The sequence below is a fragment of the Saccharothrix mutabilis subsp. mutabilis genome (genome assembly GCF_039521145.1).
GTDB classification, from domain to species: domain Bacteria; phylum Actinomycetota; class Actinomycetes; order Mycobacteriales; family Pseudonocardiaceae; genus Actinosynnema; species Actinosynnema mutabilis.
In genome coordinates this window covers 126,924-151,408 of the sequence record NZ_BAAABU010000008.1, presented here as the reverse complement: position 1 = coordinate 151,408, position 24,485 = coordinate 126,924, and the positions used below count along the sequence as shown (strand labels likewise).

The window sequence follows — 24,485 nt, the reverse complement described above, 5'->3', positions numbered from 1 at the left end:
TGGTGGTCAGTTCGGTTCCAGGGCCTGGCGTGCCCTGACCAGGGTTTCCGCCATGCGTTCCAGCGCTTCGGCCGCGCCGACCCCCTCGTGGGTCGGTATGGCCTGCTCCAGGAAGGCAACGGCTTCGGCCGGGTGGCCGGCGGCGAGGTGGCTTTCGCCGACGTTGGCCGCCGCGGTGGCGGAGCCGATGCCCTCCGCCAAGCCGGTGAAGATCTCGTAGGCGCGTTGGGCGCGTTTCACGGCGCTGTCGTGGTTGCCGAGCGCGGCGTCCACTCGGGACGCGTGGCTGACCACGTAGGCCGTCGCGCGGAGGTCTTGGGCGCCTTCCAGCAGGGCCAGGGTTCGGCGGGACGTCTCGGCCGCCAGGGTCAGGTCGCCGTTGCGCAGCGCGTACATCGAGATCCGGTGGTTGACCTGGGCTTCGGAGAGCGCGTCCGGCTGGGTTCGGCTGAGGGTGATGGCTTCCTCGAACAGCGGGAGGGCGTCGGACATCCGGCCGCTCCACGCCAGCATCGACGCGTGCTCGCGCAGGGCGGAGAGGTAGACGCTGTCGTCACCCGTGCCGCGGGCCAGGGTCGCGGCGCGTTCGGCCAGCTCCACGGCGGGCTTGCCGTCGAACACCGACTGGTAGAACGCCCACGTGGCCAGGTGGCAGGCCAGGGTGAGGGTGTCGCCGATCTCCTCCAGGCCCTCGGCGCACTTGCGGAAGTCCTCGATGAGGACCTCGTCCACGACGTCCTTCGCGGCCTCGCTCAGGCGGTGGTGTTCCATGCGCAGCGCCAGGTTCGCGTCGCCGGCCGCGTGGGCGCTCGCGCTGGACAACGCGTGCAGGCGGGCCATGCCGGCGCTGCCGATGAACACGTCCAGGTCCAGGTGGCTGGCGCGGTCGGCCAGGTCGGCGGCGATGTCCGGCCAGCCCTCGGCCGCGGCCACCTCGACGGCGCGGACGACCTGCCGCTGCTCGGACACCAGCCACGCCGCGCCGCTGCGGGTGAGGCGTTCGGCTTCGTGGGCGAGTGCGGGTTCTTCGACGTGGACCGGCCGCATGGGCAGCATGTCCACGTAGAAGCGGGTGTCGTGCTGGGCCTCGTCGGCGAGCAGGAGCAGGGCCTCGGCGTGGCGGCGCAGGCGGTCGCGGTTCTCGGTCGGGTCGTCCCGGGCGACCAGTTCCGCCGCGTAGACGGCCAGCAGGTCGTGCAGGCGGTAGCGGGGTTCACCGGTCGCGTCGACGCCCGTCTCCTGGAGGAGGTTGGCGTTGACCAGGTGCTCGACCAGGCGCTCGCCGTCGCCGTCGGTCAGGACCGAGACCGACCAGGCCGCGAAGTCGACCGGACCGAGCAGGCCCAGCCTGCGGAACGCGACCGCCACGTGGTCGTCCAGCGCGGCGTAGCTCAGCTCGAACCCGGCGCGGACCTCCATGTCCGCTGTGGACAGCTCGTCCAGGCGGCGGCGTTCGTCGGACAGGCGGACGGCGAGCGCGTTCAGCGGCAGGCTCGGGCGGGTGGCCAGGCGGGCGCCGACGATGCGCAGCGCGAGCGGCAGGCCGCCGGTGGCCTCGACGACCGCGTCCGCCGCCTCGCGTTCGCGGTGGACGCGGTCGGCGCCGATGATCCCGGACAGCAGACGCAGGGCGTCGCCGTGGTCGAGCGGGCCCAGGCGCAGCACGCGGCTGCCCGGCAGGCCGGTCAGGTGCCGGCGGCTGCTCACCAGGACCGCGCAGCGCGCGCCGCCGGGCAGCAGCAGGCGCACCTGGGCGACGTCGGCCGCGCCGTCGAGCACCAGCAGGACCGCGCGCCCGGCGATGCGCGACCGGAACGCCGCCGCGCGGGCTTCGACGTCCTCCGGGATGGACGCCAGGCCGACGCCCACGCCGGTGAGCAGCTCGGCCAGCACCTCGCCGGTGTCGCGGGGGCGGTGCGTGCCGTCGCCGAGGCGCACGAACAGCTGGCCGTCGGGGAACCGGTCGCTCAGGCGGTGCGCGATGTGGACGGTCAGGGCGCTCTTGCCGGACCCGGGCGGGCCGGTGATCACGGCGATCGGCACGGCGGTGGCGGACGCGGGGCTGAAGACGGCGGTCACGTCGCGGTGCAGGTCCTCGCGGCCGACGAAGTCCGCGATGTCCGGCGGCAACTGGCGGGGCAGGGGCCAGGCTGGGGCGTGGGGCGCTCCGGTGAGCACGGACTGGTGGACTTCGCGCAGCTCAGGGCCGGGAGGGACGCCCAGCTCCTCGTCCAGCAGCCTGGTTACCGAACGGTAGGTGGCCAGGGCGTCGGCCTGGCGGCCGGAGCGGGACAGGGCGAGCATGAGCTGTCCCCAGAACCGCTCCCGGAGGGGGTGGCGGGTGGTCAGCGCGCGCAGCTCGGCGACCAGCTCGGCGGAGCGGCCCGCGTCCAGGTCGGCGTCGATGCGGCGTTCGAGGACGGTCAGGCGCTCCTCCAGCAGCGGCTCGACCTCCTCGGCGTGCAGGGCGTCGGAGCGCACGTCGGACAGCGGCTCGCCCCGGTAGAGCGCGAGGGCGTCGGCGAACCGGCCCTGCTCGGCGAGGGCGCGGAAGACGTGGAGGTCCAGCTCGCCGGGGCCGACGTCGGCGACGTAGCCGCCGGGTGTGGTGCGCACCACGTTCACGTCGCCGAGGGCTTGGCGCAGGCGCGTCATCACCATCTGGAGGGTGGCGCGGGCGCGGTGCGGGCTGGGCGGCGCGCCGTCCCACAGGCGTTCCACGAGGGTGTCCACGGAAACCGTCTCGTTGGCCCTGAGCAGCAGGGACGCCAGGAGCACCCGGGCCCGGCCCGCGGGCACCGGCACCGGCGCGCCGGCGCGCCACACTTCGAGGGGACCGAGCACCTTGAACGCAGTCCTCATATCCCTCCTCCGAGCGGGTGACAGTTTACGGCCGGTCGCCGGGGTGCGCGTGAGGTCCGCGTGACAGGGGTGTGAGGCCCGGCCGACCGAGGTGGGATCGGGACCCCCACCCCGGGTCCCACCTCCCAGCCGGCGGCGTGAGTCGAGTGTGAGCGGGACCGGGCACAGTGGACAGCGTTCACCGCGGGGCGGTTCCCGGGGTCGGGACGGCGGTCGGCAACACGGGGGGTGCCGCGGTCCCGGGCCGGGGAGTCGGGGTTTCGGGTGCGTCGTCATCAGGGGGGTGGCGTGCCGGGCTCCGACGTGCTCGCCGGTGACCACCACGACCCGCGGACGTCCGTGCGCTCCCCCGTGCGGATGTCCGCGGGTCGGATCCGGAGGTGTTCGGGAGGGGCCGTCCTACGCGCTGGGCGGCCCCTTTCGGCGTGTCCGGGGTCGCGAGGTGCGTGCGGAGGGCGCGGGTGCCGGCCCCGGGCTGTGTCACGTTCGGGCGTTCCGCCCACCCACCCCCACCCAGGCCGACCCCGCACATGCCAGGCGCGCGGTGCGCGCCCAGCGCGCTCCGCGCGCAGGCCCGGCGGAGCCGGGCCAGGCCGCCGAAGGCGGGGCAGTTGGGGCTTTTGCCGGGTGGCCTGGGCGGGGGTGGGCGGGTGGATGCCCAACGCGAGAAGAGCGAACCGGCACCCGACCAACACGACGCGACTAGCCGGCCGACCAACACCCAACCAGCAGCCGGCAGCAGCCAGCCAGCCGAGCAGCCAGCCAGCACCCACCGACCACGCCGCCAACCGGCGGCCGAACGACACGCCGTGACCCGGGCAAAGCGAAGGGGCCACCTCCCGAACAAGAGGTGGCCCCTTCCGCAGCACCGGCTAGTCCGGCTGGATCCAGGCGAACTGGATGCGTTGCTGCCCGTGCTTCCGCGTCACCAGCGTGCCCCGACCCGGCGGCTGGGGCGACGGCTTCAGGTTGCCCACGATCGCGCCCTCCTCCTTCGAGCCGGAGCCCACCATGATCGGGGCCGAGATCTCCTTCAGCTTGCCCAGGATCGGGTCGTACATCGCCCTCGACGCGCCACCCATGCGCCGTGCCGCCACGATGTGCAGGCCCACGTCCTTCGCCTGCGGGATGAACTCCGCCAGCGGGGCCAGCGGGTTCTGGGCGCCCTGCGGGGCGACGAGGTCGTAGTCGTCCACGATCACGAACAGCTCCGGGCCCTTCCACCACGACCGGTTCTTCAACTGCTCCTGCGTGACGTCCGGGCCGGGCAACCGGCCCGCCATCGAGCCGCGCACGTCCTTGATCATGTCCGTCAGCTGGGCCGACGACACGGCGTAGGACAGCAGGTGGTCGGTGTCGATCAAGCCGAGCATGGTGCGGCGGTAGTCGACCAGCATGATCAGCGCCTCTTGCGAGGTGTAGCTGCTCATGATGCCGCGCACGATCGTGCGCAGCATGTTCGTCTTGCCCGCCTCTCCGTCGGCCAGGGTCATGAAGTGCGGGTCGGCGTCGAAGTCCAGGTAGACCGGCGCCAGCTCGTCCTCGTTGACGCCGATCGGCACCAGGTGCCCGCGGTTGGGGTTGAGCTGCTGGACCTGGGCCATGAACTCCGGGTACGGCAGCAGGTCGGGCAGCAACCGGACCTGCTGGGCCCGCCGGCCGCGCCAGGCCGCGTTGACCTTGGCGACCATGTCCTGCACGCCCGCCGCCACGTTCTCCGCGTCCGACGACGCGTCGACGCGCGGCAGCGCGGTCAGGAAGTGCAGCTTCTGCGGCGACAGGCCGCGGCCCGGCCGACCCGCCGGCACGTTGACGGCGACCTTGCGGTCCACGTCCGACTCGCTCGGGTCACCCAGGCGCAGCTCGAAGCGGGTGGCCAGCAGGTCCTTCATCGCGGGCCGGATCTCCGCCCAGCGGTTCGCGGCCACGACCACGTGCACGCCGAACGACAGACCCTGGGCGGCCAGCGCCTGGACCTGCGGCTCCAGCGCCTCGAACTCCTGCCGGAAGTTCATCCAGCCGTCGACGACGAGGAACGCGTCGCCGAAGTCGTCGTCGCGGATCTCGCCGCGCCGCTTGCGGTTGCGGAACTCGACCATGGAGTCGATGCCCTGCGCGCGGAACCGGACTTCGCGCTCGGAGATCAGGCCGGACAGCTCGGCCACCATGCGGCGCGCCTTGTCCACGTCCAGGCGGGACGCGAAGCCACCGACGTGCGGCAGGTTCTCCAGCGACGCGAGCGTGCCGCCACCGAGGTCGAGGCAGTAGAACTGCACTTCCTCGGGGGTGTGCGTCAACGCCATCGACGTGATCAGCGTGCGCAGCATCATCGACTTGCCCGACTGCGGACCGCCCACGATCGCGCCGTGGCCGGCCGCGCCGGAGAAGTCCGCCCACAGCAGGTCGCGGCGCTGCTCGAACGGCTTGTCCACCACGCCCAGCGGCACCTGGAGCTTGCCGTTGGAGAAGAACCCGGGCGGCGTGAGGCCGCGGTCCTCGGTGGTCTGCAGCGGCGGCAGGAGGGTGTCCAGCGACGGCGGCTCGTTCAGCGGCGGGAGCCACACCTCGTGCGCCGGCGGGCCCTGGCCCACCAGGCGGTTGACGATGACCTCCAGCTCGCTGGGCTCGTTGCTGTCCTCCTTCTCCTTCTCCTGCTTGACCGGTTCGACCGGCTTGACCGGTTCCTTGGGGATCTCGATGTAGTCCGGCACGAAGAACCGGGGCCGCTTGTCGCTGGACACCACGGCCGACGGACCGGCGACCTGGATGCCCGCGGGCCGGTACGGGCCGGACACGTACAGCGCCTTGAACCGGGTCAGCGGCGCGCCCTGCACGCCCAGGTAGCCCGAACCCGGGATGGGCGGCAGCTCGTAGGCGTCCGGCACGCCGATCGCGGCGCGCGACTCGGCGGCGGAGAAGGTCTTCAGGCCGATGCGGTAGGAGAGGAACGTGTCCAGACCGCGCAGCTTGCCTTCCTCCAGTCGCTGCGAGGCCAGCAGCATGTGCATCTGGAGCGACCGGCCGACGCGACCGATCTGGAGGAAGATGTCGATGAAGTCCGGCTTGGCCGTGAGCATCTCGGAGAACTCGTCGATGCAGATGAACAGCGCGGGCAGCGGGTCGAGGTCGGCGCCGTTCTCGCGCGCCTTCTCGTAGTCCCACACGTTCTTGTAGTTGCCCTTGGCCAGGACTTCCTGCCGCCGCGCGACCTCGCCCGCGATGGCGTCCTTCATGCGGTCGACCAGGGTCAGGTCGCCCGCCAGGTTGGTGATGGTCGCGGCGACGTGCGGGGCCTTGTCCAGGCCGAGGAACGTCGCACCACCCTTGAAGTCGACGAGGATCATGTTGAGCGACGTCGAGGAGTGCGTGGCCAGCAGGCCCAGCACCAGCGTGCGCAGGAACTCGGACTTGCCGGAACCGGTCGCGCCGATGCACAGGCCGTGCGGGCCCATGCCCTCCATGGCCGCTTCCTTGATGTCCAGCTCCACCTGCTGGCCGAACTCGCCGATGCCGAACGGCACGCGGTAGCGGTCGCGGACCGGCCGGGGCCGCCACGCCTGCTGCACGTCGAAGGTCATCGGGTCGCCGGGCAGGCCCAGGAACTCGATCAGCGGCGGGTTGTTGGACATCGACAGCGGGTCCTCGTCGCCGCCGCCCGCGTCCACGCCGCCGATCCGGTACGGCGCGAGCCGCCGGGCCAGCGCCTCGGCCTCGACCACGGACAGCCAGTCCGGCGCGCCGAACCACTCGACGCCGCTGGCGCTGCGCGCGCCCAGCTTGTCGTCCTCGATGACCAGGCGCAGGCCGCGCCGGGCGGTCAGGTTGCCCAGCGACTCGGACAGGTCGAGCAGGGTGACACCGACCAGGCCCTCTTCCAGGATGATCTGCTCTTCGCGGGTGACGTCGCCGTCGTCGATGAGGATCACGATGTGCGGCTGGTCGGCCGGCGGCGGCGCGTTGCGGGTGAACCGCTGGCGGTCGCGCAGCTGCTCGTCGAGCATCTGCTCGACCTCGGTCAGCGAACCGGCCATCATCCGCATCTGGCCGATGCCGTCCACGATGTTCGGGTGCTGCACGTGCGGCAGCCACTTCATCCACTCCCACTCGGCCTTGGTGCGGCCGGTGGTGACGACGGCGATGAGCAGGTCGTCCGGGGAGTGGAAGGTCGCCATCTGGGCGATCAGCGCGCGGGCGAGGCCGCGCTTGGCGTCGGTCTCGCCGAGCAGGCCGACGGCGGCGAAGCCGCGCAGCGCGATCGAGATGGGCAGGTCGGGCACCAGCGAGTGGGCGCGCACGAAGCGGCGCAGCGCCAGCGTGGCGATCGGTTCGAGCTCCTCGACCGGGCCGGTCTGCGGCGGCACGAGTCGGGTGGCCAGGCGCTGCGAGCCGCGGCCCGCGCGCAGGTGGCAGAAGTCGGGGTCGTTCTGCCGGCGCTCCCACATGCGGCGGGTGGTGGCCAGCGACCACAGCATCTGCGGGTCGGGGTGCACCCACTCCCGCTCGGCGCGCTGCTCGTTGGCGGCTTCGCGGGCCCGGTCGCGCATCTGCCCGAGGTACCGCAGGTAGTCCTTGCGGTCCTCGTTCATCTCGGCCTTCTTCTGGCCCTTGCCGGACCCCATGCCGCCCGCCATCATGCCGATGGTCGAGATCATCATCATGCCGGGCATGATCATCGCGGCCGGGTTTTTGTTGCTGTACGTGAACATCAGGACCATCATCCCGATGGACGACACGATCATGACGGCCGGCATCGCCTTCATCATGATGTTGCCGGGGATGATCCGGGGCACCTCGGGCGGCGGTTCGAGGTGGACCTCACCGCCCGGTGGACGGGGAGCAGCGAGGCGTGCCGTGCGCTTGAACTGCAACGTGCTCACCTAACAGGCACCTCTTCACACTCTCTCGAACCGACTCGCGTGTCACAACCGCGGTTGCCAACCGACACTATTGCGCATCGGAACCCGCTCCGAAGGTGGGTCGTGAAAATCCACCGGCCACGGGTTCGTCGGAACGGCCCTGTCCGGACACCCGTTCCGTCCATACTGTGTCCCGCCCCTCCGGCCGGCGCGTCGAGCGGACCAATAAGGTCGGGGCGGCACGCAGACACGCAAGAGGACTTAGGGGGCCCTGGTGGCGACCGGTACGACGGTGTTCAGCCGGGTGACGGTGGTTGCGCCGCGCACGCGCATCGACGTCGCGCTCCCCGCCGACGTCGCGGTGGCCGACCTGCTGCCGATGCTGCTGGACATGGCCAAGGAGGCCACTCCGGACGGCGGCGTGCGACACGGCGGGTGGGCGTTGGCGAAGCTGGGCGACAGCCCGCTCGACCCGAGCCGCACGCTGGCCTCGCTGGGCGTCGTGGACGGCGAGCTGCTCCAGCTGCGCAAGCGCAACGAGAACCCGCCACCGCCGCTGTACGACGACGTGGTCGACGCGATCGCCGAGTCGGACCCGGACAGCTTCCGGCCGTGGACCAAGGACACCGCGCGCAAGTACGGCCACATCGCGGGCGCGCTGGCGCTGATCGCGGCGGCCGTCGCGGTGCTGCTGTCCGGCCCGCTGGCGGGCGGCCCGAGCCTGTGGCCGGCGATCTGCGCGGGCGCGATGGCGATCGTGGCGCTGGCCGCGGGCGCGGTCATCTCCCGCTCCTACAGCGCGGTCGGCACCGGTGTCCTGATCGCGAGCGCGGGCGGGCTGCCCATGGCGTACGTGGCGGGCCTCTACACCGTCCCGGGCGCGATCGGCCGGCCGAACCTGCTGCTGGCCAGCGTCCTCGTCCTGATCTTCGCCAGCGCGGCGATCCTGCTGATCGGCCGCGGCATCACCGTGTTCATCGCGGCGGCCACGGCGGGCGCGCTGAGCGGCCTCGCGTTCCTCATCGGCATCTTCGTCGACCACCCGATCGTGGGAATCGCGGCGGCGACCGCGGCGGTGTCCCTGGCGGCGCTGTCCGCGCTGCCCCGGTTGACCATCCAGCTGGCCAAGCTGCCGCTGCCGACCGTGCCGGGCAGTGCCGAGGACCTCAAGGAGGACACCGGCTTCCCCGAGTACGCGGTGATCGAGCGGCGCACCGCGAACGCCCACGAGTACCTGACCGGCATGATCATCGGCTGCGGCGGCACCGCCGCGGTGTTCGCGGTGATCGCCGCCGGCGACGGCACCATCTGGGGCCCGATGCTCGCGGTCACGGTGGCGCTGGTGCTGATGCTGCGCGGCCGGGCCTACGCCAACGGCGCGCAGGCGGTGGCGCTGCTGGTCAGCGGCATGGTGGCGGCGGCGGGCGTGCTGCTGGGCTGGCTCGTGGAGTCCTCGCTGGACAACCGGCTGCTGTTCGTGTTCGGGACGCTGGTCCTGGTCGGCGCGGCGGCCCTGGTGCTCGGCGTGATCTTCCCCGGCCAGAAGTTCTCGCCGGTGCTGCGCCGGACGGTGGACGTGCTGGAGGCGATCCTGATCGCGATCGTGCTCCCGCTGGCGCTCGCCGTCATGGACCTGTACGTCGCCATGCGCCAGCTGATCCCGGCCTGAGCCATGCGGACCACGACACGGAAGTCCGCCGCAGCGGTGGCCGTGGCGCTGACCCTGGTCACCACCCCCGGCGCGTTCGCCCAGCCGACGACCACCCCCGCCCCGAGCCGGCCGAACTCCGTGCCGCCCCCGGTGGACCGGAGCCTGCGGCCGGCGTTCGAGCCGCCCCGGGAGGACGTCGACTACACCCCGAAGAACCTCTGCATCGCCTCCAACACCGGGAACAAGACGATCCCGAACCGGCCGTGGGGCCAGATGCAGTTGCGCCTGGAGGAGGCGCACCGGTTCGCCACCGGCAAGGGCGTCAAGGTCGCGATCATCGACACCGGCGTCAACGAGCACCCGCGCCTGGCCGGCCGGGTCACCGCGACCGGCGACTACGTCGAGACGGAGAAGGGCGGCACCGACGACTGCGACGGCCACGGCACCCAGGTGGCCGGCGTCGCGGCGGCGAGCAAGGACGACCAGACCGGGTTCATCGGCGCCGCGCCGGAGGCGGAGATCCTCGCCATCCGCCACACCAGCAGCAACTTCAAGTTCGAGCACCCCACCGACAAGAGCCAGAACCGCGACTCGGCGGGCAAGGTCGGCACCCTCGCGAAGGCCATCGTGGTGGCCGCCGAGAAGGGCGCGCAGGTCATCAACATCTCGCTGACCTCCTGCGCCGAGCCCCAGGAGCCGAGCCAGCAGGAACGCGAACTCCAGGCCGCGATCGACTGGGCGGTCAACGAGAAGCAGGTCGTGATCGTCACCGCGGCCGGCAACTTCACCCAGAAGGACGGCTGCGCCCTCCAGAACGACAACGAGGACCCCAACAACGTCAACATCGTCGCCTCGCCGCCCTGGTACGCCGACAACGTCCTGTCGGTGGCCTCGGTGGGCCAGACGGGCAACGTGTCGCCGTTCTCCGTGTGGGGCCCGTGGGTCAGCGTCGCGGCGCCGGGCGAGGACATCGTCACCCTGGACCCGCGGGGCCAGGGCCTGGCCAACTCCAGCGAGGGCCCCACCGGCCAGACCCGCATCCAGGGCACCAGCTTCGCCGCGCCGTACGTGGCCGGCGTGGTGGCCCTGGTCCGCGAGCGGTTCCCGGACCTGGGCGCCAAGCAGGTCATGGACCGCATCAAGGCGACCGCCCAGCACCCGGGCAACCCGGCCGGCCGGGACAACAAGGTCGGCGCGGGCATGATCAACCCGATGGCGGCCCTGACCGCGGAGCTCCCGTCGGAGCGCAAGGACTTCAAGCCGGTCCAGCCGTCCCAGGTGCTGACCGACCTCGACCCGCTGAACCCGCCGGACCCGACGCCGCTGATCGTGGCCCTGTCCGGCACGGGCGGCGGCGTGGGCCTGCTCCTGCTGACCCTGTTCATCGTCCACACGGTGAACCGCAACCGGGCCCGCAAGGCGGCCGTGCCGGTGAAGCGCTCGGTGCTCTGACCGAAGTCGAAAGGGCCGCTCCCGTCGTGGGAGCGGCCCTTCGCGCTGTCTTGGGGGTCAGTCCTCGCCGAGCACCTGGGGAGCGGTCTTCTTGGGCTTGCCCAGCAACTCCTCGGTGGTGCCGGTGATCCGGAACTTCGACTTGTGCTCCTTGTCGCCGCCCTGCTGGCCGCCGGCGCCCATGGCGCCCATCATGCCGCCGCCCATCATGCCCATGCCCGCGCCGCCGGGCGCACCGCCGCGGCCACCACCGGACGCCGCGGCCGCCGCCGGGGCCGGACCCGCCTCGGACGTGCGGGGTTCCTGCACGGTCGTGTACCCGCCGGAGCCCAGCCGCTCGGCCGGCGACCCGCCCGGGACACCGCCACCGGGCACACCGCTCCCACCACCGACGCCACCGCCGCCGACGCCCCCACCACCGACGCCACCGCCACCCACGCCGCCACCGCCGGCCTTGGCGGGCTCGGTCGCGGCGGGCGGCGCGGCGGCGCCCCCACCGCCGGCGGGCGGCGCGGTCGCCTTCTTGGGCTCGCTGAACGTCCAGTCCTTCTCGGGGTACTTGTGCTCCATCTTCACGTCGGCGAAGTCGGAGTTCTCCCCGGACACCCCGTCGCACAGCCGCAGGAACGCCTCCAGGATGTCCCGGACCGACTCGTAGAGCTCCTTGGCCGGGTCCCGCAGCTCGTCCAGCACCTCGACCACGCGCCGGTCGCCGTCCAACGGCAGCGCCGCCGCGCCGGACACCGTGTCGGCGGCCTCGGCGTACACGCGCGCCATGTCCTCGACGATCCCGCGGATGCCGTCGGCGGTCTGGTCGAGGGCGTCGCCCATGGCGTGCATGGCGTCGGACATGTCGTGCCCGGCCAGGCCCACGGACTGCATGTGCGCCACGAAGGACTCGGCGTCCCGGCCCTGCCACGCGGAGTCGAGCTTGCCCAGCGGCTTGGTCAGGTCGCGGGTCACGTGCTCGGCGACCAGGCCGGCCTTGCGCCAGCGCTCGGCCTCCTCGTGCAGGTCGTTCCAGGACCCGACGACGGGCTCGAAGTAGTCCGCCACCAGGTCCTGCAGCCCGAGCCGGCGGCTGATCCCGGACAGGTAGTCCAGCTCGGCGCCGACCTCGGCGACCAGCTGCCGGCCGTCCTTGCCACTCATCGCGAGTCCTCCAGGCGGCGGTGGGCCTTCTTGATCAGCGCGACGGCCTCGTCCTCCTGGCCGCCGTAGTGCTTGGCCACCGCGTGCAGCCCCTTGGACGCGGCCGACAGCACCTCGCAGGCGCGGTCGAGCTGCTGGTTCAACATCCCGGCCGCGCGGGTGTAGGCCTCGGAGGTGCGCAGGGTCTTGCCCAGCTCGCCGAAGCTGTGCGGTCGCACGGGGGCGGACCGCAACTGCTCCCGCGCCCGCGACAGCTCCTCCGCCGCCTCGTCCACGCGCTGCGCGTACAACTCGACCCAGCGCGCGTCGACGCTGACCTTGCCGGACCCCGCGACCGGGGGACGTGGTGCCTCGTACACCCGAACACCTCCCTCAAGCGTCAGGTGTGACGGTCCCCGACGCCCCCGGGTTCCGCCGAAGGGCTCAGCCCACCACCAGCGGCTCGCGGAAGCCGGCCCGCGGTGCCGCGAGGCCGCCGTCGGCTTGTCGGGACGCCTTTCCCGACGATCACGCTCTTCGATCGGCGGGAAACGCGGCGCGACGAGCCGACTTCCGGGGCGGCCGAGCCGCGCGCCGGAGGCGCGCCGTCCAACACCGCCTCAGCCGCCGGACGCCTTCTTGGCTTGCTCTTCGGGCAACAGCCCCACGTTCTTGGGCACCGGGATCGAGTCCCAACTCCGGATGGCGTCGTTGCGGTTCAACTGCGGCCCGTTCGGCAACAACCGCAGGATCGACTCCGGGCCCGGCACGAACTGGTCGCCCAGCCCCAGCGCGCCCGCCACCAACGTGTCCGGGATGCCGTACTTCACGCCGCGACCGGTGATCAGGTGGATCGGGCCGGTCCGGAAGTCCTGGGTGGACGTCGCCGCGCGCACCACCGCCGCCTTGCCCGGCGCCATGATGAACTTGCTCACGACCTCGCCGGTCGCGCCGACCTGGTTGATGTTCACCGCGACCGCGTCGGTCGGCACAGGCAGCGACGGCGCGATGGTCACCTGGGTGTGCTGCGACCGGTTGTCCGCGTTGACGTTCTCCGCCCGCCAACCCAGGCACACGACCCGGTTGTTCTGGTTGGGCTCCAGCACGTCCGGCACCTCGGCCGGGTAGTCCAGGAAGTCCAGCTTCTCGGTCGGCTCCTTGGTGTCGATCTTCGCGATGTCGACGACCTTGGGGTCGCCCTGCGCGTTCGCGGCGCGGATCAGGTCGCCCGCCGCCTGGCTCACCTTCTGGAGGCCGTCCTTGAGCGCCACGTAGAACTCCGAGTCGGCGCCGAGGCGCTTGACCTCGATCACGTTGCCGACCTTCAGGCCCGGCACGCCCTGGAGGTAGGTCACGTTCTCGCCGCGGCCGGTGATCTTCGGCGCTTCCAGCGGCTTGGCCTCGGGGATGGCGTTGAGCAGGCCGGCGCTGACCGCGCGCACCGTCTTGCCCTTGAGGTTGAGCGCGTTCTGGACCTGCGGGTCGGTCAGGTCCACCTTGGCCCGCACGGTGGACGTCGAGGTGATCTTCGAGTTCACCGGGGCCTTGTAGATCAGGTAGGCCTGCTTGTCGTCGGTGCCCGCCTTGACCAGCAGCGCCTTGTTGCCGTCCAGCAGCGATCCGCCGCTCATGCCGGCGATGACCGTCGTCTCGAACTTGTTCTTCGACGTCGGGTTGTTCAGCGTCTCGTCGAGGTCGAGCGTGTCGCACACCGACCACTCCGCGCCGATCCGTTCTTCCGGCTTGGCGGGCAGGACGTCCGGGCCGTCCGGGATGCCGGTGAGCCGGCCCTTGGGCAGCTTCGCCAGGGCCTTCTCGCTGACCAGCTTCGGCTCGCCGCCCGCGACCTGCGGCGCCGCGTTGACCTGGCCCGCCTGGGCGTCACCGCCACCGACCTGTTGCGCCTTGTCCGGGTTCGACTGGTTGAGGATCAGCAGTCGGGCGGAGGCGAGGTTGGTCATCGGGATCAACTGCTTCGTGCCGCCCTGCCGGACGACGTAGACCTGGCCCGTCTCCTTGGAGATGGCGATCTGCGTCTCGTCGTCGAGCCGCGGGTCCGGCGAGAAGAAGCCGAACACGAGGAAGCCGATGAGCCCGATCACGCCGAGGATCACACCCACAGCGGTGGCACGCGAGTGCGTGCGCATCGGGTCGTGCAGCATCACCGCGTCTCTGCGCACCAGGGCGGACTGCATCCTGCGCAGCACGAAGCGGTAGGCCTGGACCTGTGACTTGGTGGTGGGTGTTGATGCCATTCTCGGCTCGCTGCTCTCCCAGTCGCGGTACGGTCTGCACGATAGCCGGACGGCGGGTGGCGCGTGTGCGGGTTGGTCAGACCCGGTCGGTCCACCCGCCGAACGCCGACGGGAAAGAGAACCAGATCGGATGTCCGTGACCACCCCACATCCGGGTCAACCGAACCCTGCGATGGCGCGCCCGCAGGGCGGCCCCGGCGGCCCTGGTGGCCCCGGCGGTCCCGCGCAGGCGCCGGGCGGCGGCGTGCGCGCCGCCCTGCTCCGGGCACGTCGGCGCGCGACCGGGGCGAGCCTCGGCGCGCTGCCGGTCGCCAACCTGGTTGTCCTCGAAGTCGGCGTCGCCGTCGGCCTGATCCTGCTCGCGGTCGGCACCACCGGTGACGAGATCGCCCCCGCCCTGCTCTACACGGCGGGCGGGATCGTGCTGATCGCGCTGATCCTCGCGTTCACCCGGTCGCGTGGCCGCTGGCTGACCCAGTGGATCGGCCTCGTCGTGCGCTACAACCTCCGCTCGCACAGCCGCACCGCCAAGCGCGGCGGCCCGGTGGAGATGAAGCCGCCGTCGGAGGAAGAGGCCTCGGTCATCGGCTCGGACGACCCGCGCGTGGCGCTGCTGCGCCTGGCCGTGCCGGACCTGGTGGTGGCCAAGGGCACCGACCACGAGCGCCGGCCGCTGGGCATGGCGTGGCACCAGGGCGCGTGGACGGCGGTGCTGCTGGTCGACCCGGCGCCCGGCCTGATCAACGCCGTGGGCACCGCGCCGTCGCTGCCGCTGGGCGCGCTCGCGCCGTGCCTGGAGGACCGCGGCGTGGTGCTGGACGCCATCTCGGTGATCTGGCACTGCTACCCCGGTTCCGCGGCGCTGCCCGCGAACTCCCCGGCCCTCAACTCCTACATGGAGGTGCTCGGCCCGCTGCCCGCGGCGGCCCGGCGCACCACGTGGATCGCGGTGCGGCTGGACCCGAAGCGGTGCGCGGCGGCGATCCGGGAGCGCGGCGGCGGCGTCGTCGGCGCGCACCGGGCGCTGATCGGCGCGCTGTCCCGCGTCCGCAACGCCCTGGAGTCCGCCGGCGTGACGATCCGCCCGCTGGACTCCGACGAGCTGATCCGCGCCGGCATCTCCGCCGCCGAGCTGACCTCGGTGGCGGGCACGAACAACCCGGTGTCGCTGCGCGAGAAGTGGGGCGGCGTCACCGCGGGCGGCGTCGGCCACGCGTCCTACGCGATCACCGGCTGGCCCGCGAAGGGCATGCGCAACAACCTGAACGCGCTGACCGGCGTGCGGGCGCTGTCCTCGACGCTGTCCATGACCATCTCGCCGAGCAGCGAGCAGGGCCAGGTCGGCCTGCGCGGCATGGTGCGGGTGTCCGCCCGGACGCCGGCCGAGCTGGACCGCGCGGACGACCGGCTCAAGGCGTTGGCGGACAAGCTGGACATCACCCTGACCCCGTTGAACGGGCTCCAGGTCGCAGGCCTGGCCGCCACCCTGCCGCTCGGAGGTGTCGCGTGAGCAACAGCCGTCTGCTGGACACCGGCCAGGGCCGCGGCGTCGCGCCGGAGTTCCTGGTCGCGCCGCAACTGCTGGACGTGGTCAGCCCGTCGGGCGACCGCGGCGGCATGGTGCTGGGCTCGGGCCTGAAGGGCGAGCCGCTGACCATCTCGGTGCTGCGGTCCGCGCCGACCCGCATGGTGGTGGTCGGCGGCCTGTACCTGGCGCGGCAGATCGCGCTGCGGGCGATGGCGACCGGCGCGTGGATCACCGTCGCGACCGGCCGGCCGCAGGCGTGGCAGCCGGTGGTGCGGGCGGCGGGCACCGGCCCGGACGGGCGTCCCGCGCCGACCGTGCAGCTGCGCCGGCTCTCGCCGGTGGACCTGCCACGGCCGTCGGAGGACGCGCCGCTGCTGGTCGTGCACGACGGCGGGCACGTGCCGCAGGAGCTGTTCCCGCCGCGCTCGCCGTGGCAGACGACGATGTACGTGCTGCCCTACCTGCACCCGCAGGCGTCCGGCACGGCGAATTCCGCCGACCTCGTGCTGTTGCAGCGGCTGCCGGTCGGGCAGGCGCAGTTGGCGGCGCAGATCTGGCGGTTGCCGCCGCAGATGGCGCACCAGTTGACGACGTTGAAGGACGACCAGGTGATCGCGCTGGGCGCGAACCTGTGGCGGCCGTTGCGGCTGGTCACCACGCCCGGTGAGCAGCAGATCCTGGGCGCGGTCCGCCGCGGCGACTGACGGCTGAACCGCATTGACGTGCCCCGGGCCGGCCGGCTCGGGGCACGTTTTTCTTTCTCCGTCCAGTCACTCTCCGCAGCATTTCGTTCACAGGCCGGGTCAATACTGTGGAGAGGCCGTCCGGCTTGTATTCGGCGCGAATTCTTGCGCTGCCACCGCAGGGCGAACTAGGAACTGACTCACCGTGTCCGGGCGGTCTCGCCGCGGTGATCCTCCCGGGCGCACACCCTGCGAAGAGGAGAACCCCTGCGATGCGAGACTCTCGCGCGTCCTGGACGAGGCGGGTGACCGGAGCGGGCCTGGCCACCGGCACCGCTTTCGCCGTCACCGCCGCACTGACGACGTTCACCGCCGGCGCCGCCGAGGGCGAGATCCTCGGCCTCGGCGCCCCGAACGCGGTCAAGGACAGCTACATCGTGGTGCTCAAGGACGTGGGCGCGGCCAGCGCCGACACGTTGAGCGCGAAGTACCAGGCTTCCGTGAAGCACACCTACACCAGCGCCCTGCGCGGATTCTCCGCGACCATGAGCGAGGCGCAGGCGCGCCGGCTCGCCGCGGACCCGAGCGTCGAGTACGTCAAGCAGGACGCCGAGGTGAAGATCTCCGGCACGCAGTCGCCGACGCCGTCCTGGGGCCTGGACCGCATCGACCAGGCCGCGCTGCCGCTGAACAACTCCTACACCTACCCGAACGAGGGTGAGGGCGTCACCGCCTACATCATCGACACGGGCATCCGGTTCTCCCACACCGACTTCGGCGGGCGCGCGGTCTCCGGGCGCGACACCGTCGACAACGACAACGACGCCACCGACTGCAACGGCCACGGCACGCACGTCGCGGGCACCGTGGGCGGCACCGCGTACGGCGTGGCCAAGAAGGCCAAGCTGGTCGGCGTGCGGGTGCTGAACTGCTCCGGCTCCGGCACGTACGCGGGCGTCATCGCGGGCATCGACTGGGTGACCCAGAACGCGGCGAAGCCGGCCGTGGCGAACATGTCGCTGGGCGGCGGCGCGGACGCCACCGTCGACCAGGCGGTCCGAAACTCCATCGCGGCGGGCGTGACCTACGGCCTCGCGGCGGGCAACGACAGCGGCGCGAACGCGTGCAACACCTCCCCGGCCCGCACGGCGGAGGGCATCACGGTGGGCTCGACGACCAACACCGACGCGCGCTCGTCGTTCTCCAACATCGGCACCTGCCTGGACATCTTCGCGCCGGGCTCGTCCATCACGTCGGCCTGGCACACCGGTGACACGGCCACCAACACCATCAGCGGCACCTCGATGGCGACCCCGCACGTCGTCGGCGCGGCGGCGGTCTACCTGGCGGCCAACCCGACCGCCACGCCGCAGCAGGTGCGCGACGCCCTGGTGAACGGCGCGACGAGCGGCGTCGTGGGCAACGCGGGCACGGGTTCCCCGAACAAGCTCCTCCGCCTGGTCGGCAGCACCACCCCGCCGCCCACCGGCTGCGCGCCCAAGACGAACGCGACCGACGTGAACGTGCCCGACCTGGGCACCGCCACCAGCACCATCGCGATCACCGACTGCGCGGGCGCCGCGAGCGCCACCGCCACCGTCGAGGTGCACATCAAGCACACCTACCGCGGTGACCTGGCGATCGACCTGATCACGCCGAGCGGCGCGGTGAAGCAGCTGAAGGTGTCCAGCGGCTCGGACGGCACGGACAACGTGGACGCGACGTACACGGTGAACCTGTCGGCCGAGACGGCGAACGGCAACTGGCAGCTGCGCGTCCGCGACGTCTACTCGCAGGACACGGGCTACATCGACACCTGGACCCTCGACCTGTAGGTCCCGCGGCACCGGGCAGCACGACGAACGGCCCCCACCTCCTTCCGCCGGTGGGGGCCGTTCTGCTGTTGTGGTGGCGGCGGGCCTCGACCCGAGTGGCCTCCACCCGCTGATCCGATGGTGGCGGTTCTGTTGCGATCTCACCCGTTTGGTGGAGAGTGGGACGCTGTGAGGGAAGACGAAGCAGGAGGTCCATCCGTGTCCGCAGCACCGGAGTACGGCTGTGAACCGCCGGCCGAGCACGACCCACCGCGCTCGACCCTCGGGCCGCACACCATCGAGGACTGGCTGAAGTTGGATCCCGCTCCGGACGGGTCGAGCATCGAGTTGATCACGGGGTACCTGTTCGTGACTCCTCCGCCGGGCGGCACCCACCAGTTCGCCGCGCTCAACCTGGGCGCCTGCCTCAGGGCCGCGATCCGCGCCGCCGAGCGCAACGACCTGTTCGCGGTTCCCGGGGTGGGTGTGCGGATCTCGACGACGATGCGGACCGCGCTGATCCCCGACCTGGTGCTGCTCGACCGAACCCCCGTCGGGGCCGTCTCGTTCCCCGCCGAGGCCGTGCGGCTCGCGGTCGAGATCTGGTCGCCCGGCAACCCGGTCTCCGAACGCGAGATCAAGGTGGCGAGCTACGCCGGCGCCGGTGTGCCGTTCTTCTGGGCGATCGACCAGCCGAGCAAGCTCAACCCCCTGCGCCTGACCGCCCACCGCCTGGAGAACGGGCTCTACAAAGCCGAGAACATCCTCGAAGCCGAAGGCCCCGAGACCATCACCGCCTCCCCCGTCCCGATCACCCTCGACCTCGCCGACCTCCTCCGCTGAGCCCCGCGCCGGCCAGCACCGCCGCCCGTTCGCGGCACGCGTCCAGAGCCGCCAACACCCGCGGCCACGTGCACGGTGGGTCCGTGGTCCGGTTGTGGGCCGCCATGCGGGCGCGCAGCCCCCGGTCCGACACCAACCGCACCAGGGCCGCGGCCAGGTCGTCGGACAGCAGTCCCTCCACGCCGTCGCGCACGAAGTCCGCCACGCCCGTCCCCGGCCGCGCCACCACCGGCACCCCCGCCGTCCGCGCCTCCAACGTCGCCAGCCCGAACGCCTCGCACACCGTCGGGTTCACGAACACGTCCGCCGACGCCAGCAAGCGCGACACCGCCTCGCGGTCCAGCCGACCGGGCAGGCGCACCCAGTCCATCCCGTGCCGCCGCACGTACCGGCGCACCGCCCCCATCTCCGGGCCGTCCCCGGCCAGCGTCGCCCGCACCCCGCCGACCGCCGACGACACCTCCCGCAGCACGGCCAACAGGTGCAGCGGCTGCTTGCGCGACGCCAACCGACCCACCGACACGACGTGCACCGGCCCGCCCGAGCGCTGCGCGGGGATCCCCCGCCACAGCGCCGGCGTGACGCCGTTGGGCACGACGAAGACCTCCCCCGGCAACGCCGACCGCACCCGCGCCGCGGCGGCCGTCGAGACCGCGGCCAGCACCAACGGCGACCGCGACCACCCGTCCACCCGGTCCAGCGCCCGGTAGCACCAGCGCACCGCCGGGTCCCACATGCTGTGCACCACCGCGACCGTCGGCAGCCCCAGCTCCAGCGCCGACCGGATGCCCGACCACGCGAACGGCGACACCGCACCGACGTGCACGTACACGACATCCGCCCCCAACGACCCCAGCAACCGGTCCAGGTGGTGCCCGGCGCGCAGGTGGATCGGCGGCCCGAACGGCATCGCCACGGGGTGGACGGTGTAGCCGGGCGGTCGGGTGGCGGCGCGGGTCGCCGTGATCACGTGGACCTCCGCGCCCGCGCGGCGTTGCGCCTCGGCCAGGCCCGCCACCTGGACCTCGATGCCGCCCAGGCGCGGCAGGAAGCAGTCGCTGACGTGGACGATCGACACAGGGACTCCCGTCAAGCCGCTGAACGGAGCAACTGACACTCTTACACCCGTGAGCCGAACCTGCGTGTTCTTCCACGCCCATCCAGACGACGAAGCCCTCCTGACGGGGGGCACCATGGCCCGCCTCGCCGCCGAGGGGCACCGGGTGGTGCTGGTCGTCGCGACGGCCGGCGAGCGCGGGCTGGCCGCCCACCGCGGCGACCTCGGGGCCGTCCGCACCAGGGAGGCGCACCGGGCGGCGGAGGTGCTCGGGTGCGCGCGGGTGGAGTTCCTCGGCTACGCCGACTCCGGGCTGGACGGGAGCGCGTCGACGGGCTTCGCGCGGGCGGACGTGCCGGAGGCCGCCGGGCGGTTGGCCGAGATCCTGCACGAGGAGCGCGCCGACCTGTTGACCACCTACGACCCCGTCGGCGGCTACGGGCACCCCGACCACGTGCAGGTGCACCGCGTCGGCGCGCTGGCCGCCGAGCTGGCGGGCACACTGAGGGTGTGGGAGGCGACGGTCGACCGGACCCTGTTGCTGCGCGCCCTCCGGCTGGCCCGGGTCGCGCGGCGGTTCGACCTGACCCCGTTCCGGACGGCCTACACGCCCCGCGCAGCGATCACGCACACCGTGGACGTCCGCCGGTACGCCGGCTCCAAGCGGGCGGCGCTGGCGGCGCACGCCACGCAGACGACGGGCGGCGACCAGACCCGCACGGTGAGCGCCCTGCTGAGCCTGCCGCCGCCGCTGTTCCGGCTGGTCATGGGCACGGAGTGGTACATCGAGCGCAAACGCTTGCGCGCACGCTGAGGGGCCGCCTCAACCTGGTCGCCTCGCTCGCCTCCGTGGCCTTCGCGGTGTGGCTGGTGGTCGCGCTGGTCCCCAAGGTCGGCGGCGTCGGCTGGGCCACCATCACCGACCACCTCGCCGCCGTCAGCGCCGCCGCCCTCGCGGGCCTGACCGCGCTGTGGCTGGCCGGCCTGTGGGCCTACACCTACGTCCTGACCGGCTCGCTGCCCGGCCTGCGCAACACCCAGGCGTTCAGCCTCAACGCGGCGGGCAGCGCGGTGAGCAACCTGTTCCCGTTCGGCGGCGCCGCGGGCGTCGCCGTGACCGCCGTGATGGCGTCGAGCTGGGGGCACACGGCCCGCGCGATCACCACGTCCACCATCGTCAGCGGCCTGTGGAACGCCCTGGGCCGGGTCGCCCTCCCGCTGGTCGCGCTGGCCGTCCAGGGCGCGGCGGTGCTCGGGCGCACGGTCCTCGCCGCCACCCTCACCACCGCGGTGGCCCTGGTCGTCACCGTCGCCGCCCTGACCAGGCTGCGCTGGCTCAGCGGCGTGCTGCGGGGCCGCGCCCGGCGGTTCGTGGTGCGGCTGCGCCGGCAGAACGCGCAGGTCATCCGGCGCAACTGGGCGAAGATGACCACCGGCATGGTGGCTTACCTGGCGTTGCAGGCCCTGCTGCTGTGGTGCTGCCTCGCGGTGACCGGGGTCGAGCTGTCGCCGGGCGCGCTGGTCGCGGCGTTCGCGGTGAGCCGCCTGCTCACGCTGGCCGTGGTCACGCCCGGCGGGTTCGGGGTCAGCGAGAACGGCACGATCGCCCTGCTCGTCGCGCTGGGCACGCCCGCCGGACCGGCCGTCGCGGGCGTGCTCCTGTTCGCCGTCTTCACCTACCTCGCCGAGATCCCGATGGGCGGCGTGGCCTGGCTCAACTGGTCGGTGCGCCGCGCACGTTCCGCGTGACCAGCGCCCGCGCGGCCAGCTCCGAATCCTCCGGGTAGTCCACCCGGACGAGTGACAAGCCGTGCGGCGGAGCGACCGTGACTTCACTCGATCGAGAAGACAACGAGAGCAGCGACGCGGGCCAGGTGACCGGCTTGCGCCCCTCCCCGACGGCCAGCAGCGCCCCCACCAGGCTGCGCACCATCGAGTGGCAGAACGCGTCCGCCGAGACGAACGCCGTCAGCACGGCCCCGTCCCGCTCCCACGACAGCCGCTGCAGCTCGCGGATCGTCGTCGCGCCCTCCCGGCGCTTGCAGAACGCGCAGAAGTCCCGCTCCCCCAGCAGCAGCTCGGAAGCGGCGTTCAGGGCGTCCACGTCCAGCGGACGCGGCCACGCCAGGGTGTCCAGCCGCCGCAGCGGCGAAGCGCCGAAGGGCGCGTCGGTCACCCGGTACTCGTAGTGCCGCCGCAACGCCGCGAACCGGGCGTCGAACTCGGCCGGCACGACCCGCGCCGAGAACACCCGCACGTCGGTCGGCAACGCCCGCGCGAGCCGCCGCGGCAACCCGGCCACGTCCACCGACGCGGGCAGGTCGGCGTGCGCCACCTGGCCGGACGCGTGCACGCCGGCGTCGGTCCGCCCCGCCACGGTCAGGGACACGTCCTCCCGCAGCACGGTGGACATCGTGTCCTCCAGCACCCCGCACACCGTCCGCCGACCCGGCTGGCGCGCCCACCCCGAGAACTCCGTGCCGTCGTAGCCCAGGTCCAGGCGCACACGAACGAGCCCGTCGCCCCGCGAGGGGACGACGGGCTCGTCGGCGGTCGGGTCCGTCAGGACTCGTCCTTCTTGTCCTCGGCCTTCGGAGCGGCCTCGTCGGCGCCCTCGGCGGGCTCCTCCGCGGCGTCCTTGGTGGCCGACTCGGGCGCGTCAGCGTCCTGGTCGACGACCTCGTCAGCCTTGGTCTCCTCGGCCTTGGTCTCGGCCGGCTTGACCTCGTCCTTGGCGAACTTGGTCTTGCGGGCGCGCTCGGCCTCGGAGGTGACGGTCTTCTCCGGCACCAGCTCGATCACGGCCATGGGGGCGTTGTCGCCCTTGCGCGGCAGCGTCTTGGTGATGCGGGTGTAGCCGCCGGCGCGGTCCGCGAACTGCGGGCCGATCTCCGCGAACAGCTTGTGCACGACGTCCTTGTCGCGGATGACCTTGAGGATCTCGCGACGGTTGTGCAGGTCGCCGACCTTGGCCTTGGTGATCAGCTTCTCGGCGTACGGGCGCAGCCGCTTCGCCTTGGCCTCCGTGGTCGTGATCCGACCGTGGGTGAACAGCGACGTGGCCAGGTTGGCCAGCATGAGCCGCTCGTGGGCCGGCGAGCCCCCGAGACGGGGTCCCTTGGTGGGGGTGGGCATCGAATTGCTCCTCGGATTTCTTTCTGATCCTCTGCTCCGGCCCGGCCGCTAAGCGGCCTCAGAGCTGCTCGGTCTCCGCGTAGTCGTGGCCGTCGTCGTGGTTGTCCACGGACGTGTCCGCGGCGCCCCAGCCCTCGGCGGGGTAGTCGGACGCGGCGGCCGACGGGTCGAACCCGGGCGGGCTGTCCTTCAGCGCGAGGCCGAGGCCGACGAGCTTCATCTTGACCTCGTCGATCGACTTGGCGCCGAAGTTGCGGATGTCCAGCAGGTCCGCCTCGCTGCGCGAGACCAGCTCGCCCACCGTGTGGATGCCCTCGCGCTTGAGGCAGTTGTAGGACCGGACGGTGAGGTCCAGGTCCTCGATCGGCATCGCGAAGGCCGCGATGGTGTCCGCCTCGGCGGGAGACGGTCCGATCTCGATGCCCTCGGCGTCCACGTTCAGCTCACGCGCGAGACCGAACAGCTCCACCAGGGTCTTGCCCGCGGACGCGACGGCGTCGCGCGGCGTGATGGAGGGCTTGGTCTCGACGTCGAGGATCAGCTTGTCGAAGTCGGTCCGCTGCTCGACACGGGTGGCCTCGACCTTGTAGGTCACCTTCATGACGGGCGAGTAGATCGAGTCGACCGGGATGCGGCCGATCTCGGCGCCGGCCTGCTTGTTCTGGACGGCGGGGACGTAGCCGCGACCGCGCTCGACGACGAGCTCGATCTCCAGCTTGCCCTTGCCGTTCAGGGTGGCGATGTGCAGGTCGGGGTTGTGCACGGTCACACCGGCCGGGGGCACGATGTCACCGGCGGTCACCGCACCGGGGCCCTGCTTGCGCAGGTACATGGTCACCGGCTCGTCCTCCTCGGAGCTGACGACCAGCTCCTTGAGGTTGAGGATGATGTCGGTGACGTCCTCCTTCACGCCGGGGACCGTCGTGAACTCGTGCAGCACGCCGTCGATGCGGATGCTGGTCACGGCGGCGCCGGGGATGGAGGACAGCAGGGTGCGGCGGATCGAGTTGCCGAGGGTGTAGCCGAAGCCCGGCTCCAGCGGCTCGATGACGAACCGGGAGCGGGTCTCGTTGACCGCTTCCTCGCTGAGCGAGGGGCGCTGGGAAATCAGCACTGGGTTCTTCCTTTCTCAACCCGACGCCCGCCATATGACGCCGGGAACGCCAGTCGCGGAGACCGGCAAACGCGTTCGGCACACCATTCCGTGCCGTCGCGGGA

Annotated in this window: 17 protein-coding genes; 8 read left to right on the top strand and 9 right to left on the bottom strand. The window is 72.3% G+C overall.

The genetic code is table 11. The features are described from left to right. Positions 1 to 6: 6 nt before the first annotated feature. Together ABD126_RS20005 and eccCa are read right to left on the bottom strand one after the other, a co-directional pair. Positions 7 to 2,862, bottom strand: a complete 2,856-nt coding sequence (locus tag ABD126_RS20005; RefSeq protein ID WP_343935375.1) for an AfsR/SARP family transcriptional regulator — start codon at positions 2,860 to 2,862, stop codon at positions 7 to 9. An 872-nt stretch (positions 2,863 to 3,734) separates the two neighbouring features. Next, positions 3,735 to 7,739, bottom strand: a complete 4,005-nt coding sequence (gene eccCa, locus ABD126_RS20000) for a type VII secretion protein EccCa (RefSeq protein WP_343935374.1) — start codon at positions 7,737 to 7,739, stop codon at positions 3,735 to 3,737. A gap of 253 nt (positions 7,740 to 7,992) precedes the next feature. Here eccCa and eccD point away from each other — a divergent pair, with 253 nt between their 5' ends. Together eccD and mycP are read left to right on the top strand one after the other, a co-directional pair. After that, positions 7,993 to 9,387, top strand: a complete 1,395-nt coding sequence (eccD, locus tag ABD126_RS19995; RefSeq protein WP_343935373.1) for a type VII secretion integral membrane protein EccD — start codon at positions 7,993 to 7,995, stop codon at positions 9,385 to 9,387. A 3-nt stretch (positions 9,388 to 9,390) separates the two neighbouring features. Continuing rightward, a complete protein-coding gene (gene mycP / locus ABD126_RS19990) occupies positions 9,391 to 10,821 on the top strand; it encodes a type VII secretion-associated serine protease mycosin (protein WP_343935372.1) in 1,431 nt (476 codons plus the stop codon). Between the two features lie 57 nt (positions 10,822 to 10,878). On the opposite strand, the gene ABD126_RS19985 is transcribed toward mycP, so the two are convergent. The 3 genes from ABD126_RS19985 to eccB form a co-directional block, all read right to left on the bottom strand. After that, a complete protein-coding gene (locus ABD126_RS19985; RefSeq protein WP_343935371.1) occupies positions 10,879 to 11,973 on the bottom strand; it encodes a WXG100 family type VII secretion target in 1,095 nt (364 codons plus the stop codon). Further along, positions 11,970 to 12,332 carry a hypothetical protein gene (locus ABD126_RS19980; protein ID WP_343935369.1) on the bottom strand — a complete coding sequence of 121 codons (363 nt, stop codon included), beginning with the start codon at positions 12,330 to 12,332 and terminating at the stop codon, positions 11,970 to 11,972. The genes ABD126_RS19985 and ABD126_RS19980 overlap by 4 nt, the downstream gene beginning before the upstream one ends. Positions 12,333 to 12,572: 240 nt before the next feature. Then, positions 12,573 to 14,207 carry a type VII secretion protein EccB gene (gene eccB / locus ABD126_RS19975; protein WP_343935368.1) on the bottom strand — a complete coding sequence of 545 codons (1,635 nt, stop codon included), beginning with the start codon at positions 14,205 to 14,207 and terminating at the stop codon, positions 12,573 to 12,575. A 172-nt stretch (positions 14,208 to 14,379) separates the two neighbouring features. On the opposite strand from eccB, the gene eccE reads away from it, so the two are divergent. The 4 genes from eccE to ABD126_RS19955 all read left to right on the top strand — a co-directional run bounded on the left by eccE (position 14,380) and on the right by ABD126_RS19955 (position 19,075). Next, positions 14,380 to 15,717, top strand: coding sequence for a type VII secretion protein EccE (gene eccE, locus ABD126_RS19970; RefSeq protein WP_343935367.1), 1,338 nt, complete (start codon positions 14,380 to 14,382; stop codon positions 15,715 to 15,717). Continuing rightward, complete coding sequence (locus ABD126_RS19965; protein WP_343935366.1) at positions 15,714 to 16,439, top strand: hypothetical protein; 726 nt, start codon at positions 15,714 to 15,716, stop codon at positions 16,437 to 16,439. The genes eccE and ABD126_RS19965 overlap by 4 nt, the downstream gene beginning before the upstream one ends. 251 nt (positions 16,440 to 16,690) lie before the next feature. Next, a complete protein-coding gene (locus ABD126_RS19960; protein ID WP_343935365.1) occupies positions 16,691 to 18,253 on the top strand; it encodes a S8 family peptidase in 1,563 nt (520 codons plus the stop codon). Between the two features lie 198 nt (positions 18,254 to 18,451). After that, a complete protein-coding gene (locus ABD126_RS19955; protein WP_343935364.1) occupies positions 18,452 to 19,075 on the top strand; it encodes a Uma2 family endonuclease in 624 nt (207 codons plus the stop codon). Here ABD126_RS19955 and ABD126_RS19950 read toward each other — a convergent pair. Continuing rightward, positions 19,044 to 20,153, bottom strand: coding sequence for a glycosyltransferase family 4 protein (locus tag ABD126_RS19950; protein WP_343935363.1), 1,110 nt, complete (start codon positions 20,151 to 20,153; stop codon positions 19,044 to 19,046). The two genes, ABD126_RS19955 and ABD126_RS19950, sit on opposite strands and share 32 nt — an antisense overlap. 49 nt (positions 20,154 to 20,202) lie before the next feature. Here ABD126_RS19950 and ABD126_RS19945 point away from each other — a divergent pair, with 49 nt between their 5' ends. After that, on the top strand, positions 20,203 to 20,946 hold the full coding sequence (locus ABD126_RS19945) for a PIG-L deacetylase family protein (RefSeq protein WP_343935362.1): 744 nt from the start codon (positions 20,203 to 20,205) through the stop codon (positions 20,944 to 20,946). A 35-nt stretch (positions 20,947 to 20,981) separates the two neighbouring features. Continuing rightward, positions 20,982 to 21,881, top strand: a complete 900-nt coding sequence (locus tag ABD126_RS19940; protein ID WP_343935361.1) for a lysylphosphatidylglycerol synthase transmembrane domain-containing protein — start codon at positions 20,982 to 20,984, stop codon at positions 21,879 to 21,881. On the opposite strand, the gene truA is transcribed toward ABD126_RS19940, so the two are convergent. Genes truA through ABD126_RS19925 form a run of 3 tightly spaced genes read right to left on the bottom strand, consistent with a single transcriptional unit; the run spans position 21,847 to position 24,381 of the window. After that, positions 21,847 to 22,638, bottom strand: coding sequence for a tRNA pseudouridine(38-40) synthase TruA (gene truA, locus ABD126_RS19935; RefSeq protein WP_343935360.1), 792 nt, complete (start codon positions 22,636 to 22,638; stop codon positions 21,847 to 21,849). The two genes, ABD126_RS19940 and truA, sit on opposite strands and share 35 nt — an antisense overlap. A gap of 56 nt (positions 22,639 to 22,694) precedes the next feature. Then, entirely contained in the window at positions 22,695 to 23,267 is a 573-nt protein-coding gene (gene rplQ / locus ABD126_RS19930; protein ID WP_343935359.1) for a 50S ribosomal protein L17, read from the bottom strand. A gap of 58 nt (positions 23,268 to 23,325) precedes the next feature. After that, complete coding sequence (locus tag ABD126_RS19925; RefSeq protein WP_121224939.1) at positions 23,326 to 24,381, bottom strand: DNA-directed RNA polymerase subunit alpha; 1,056 nt, start codon at positions 24,379 to 24,381, stop codon at positions 23,326 to 23,328. Positions 24,382 to 24,485: the final 104 nt, after the last annotated feature.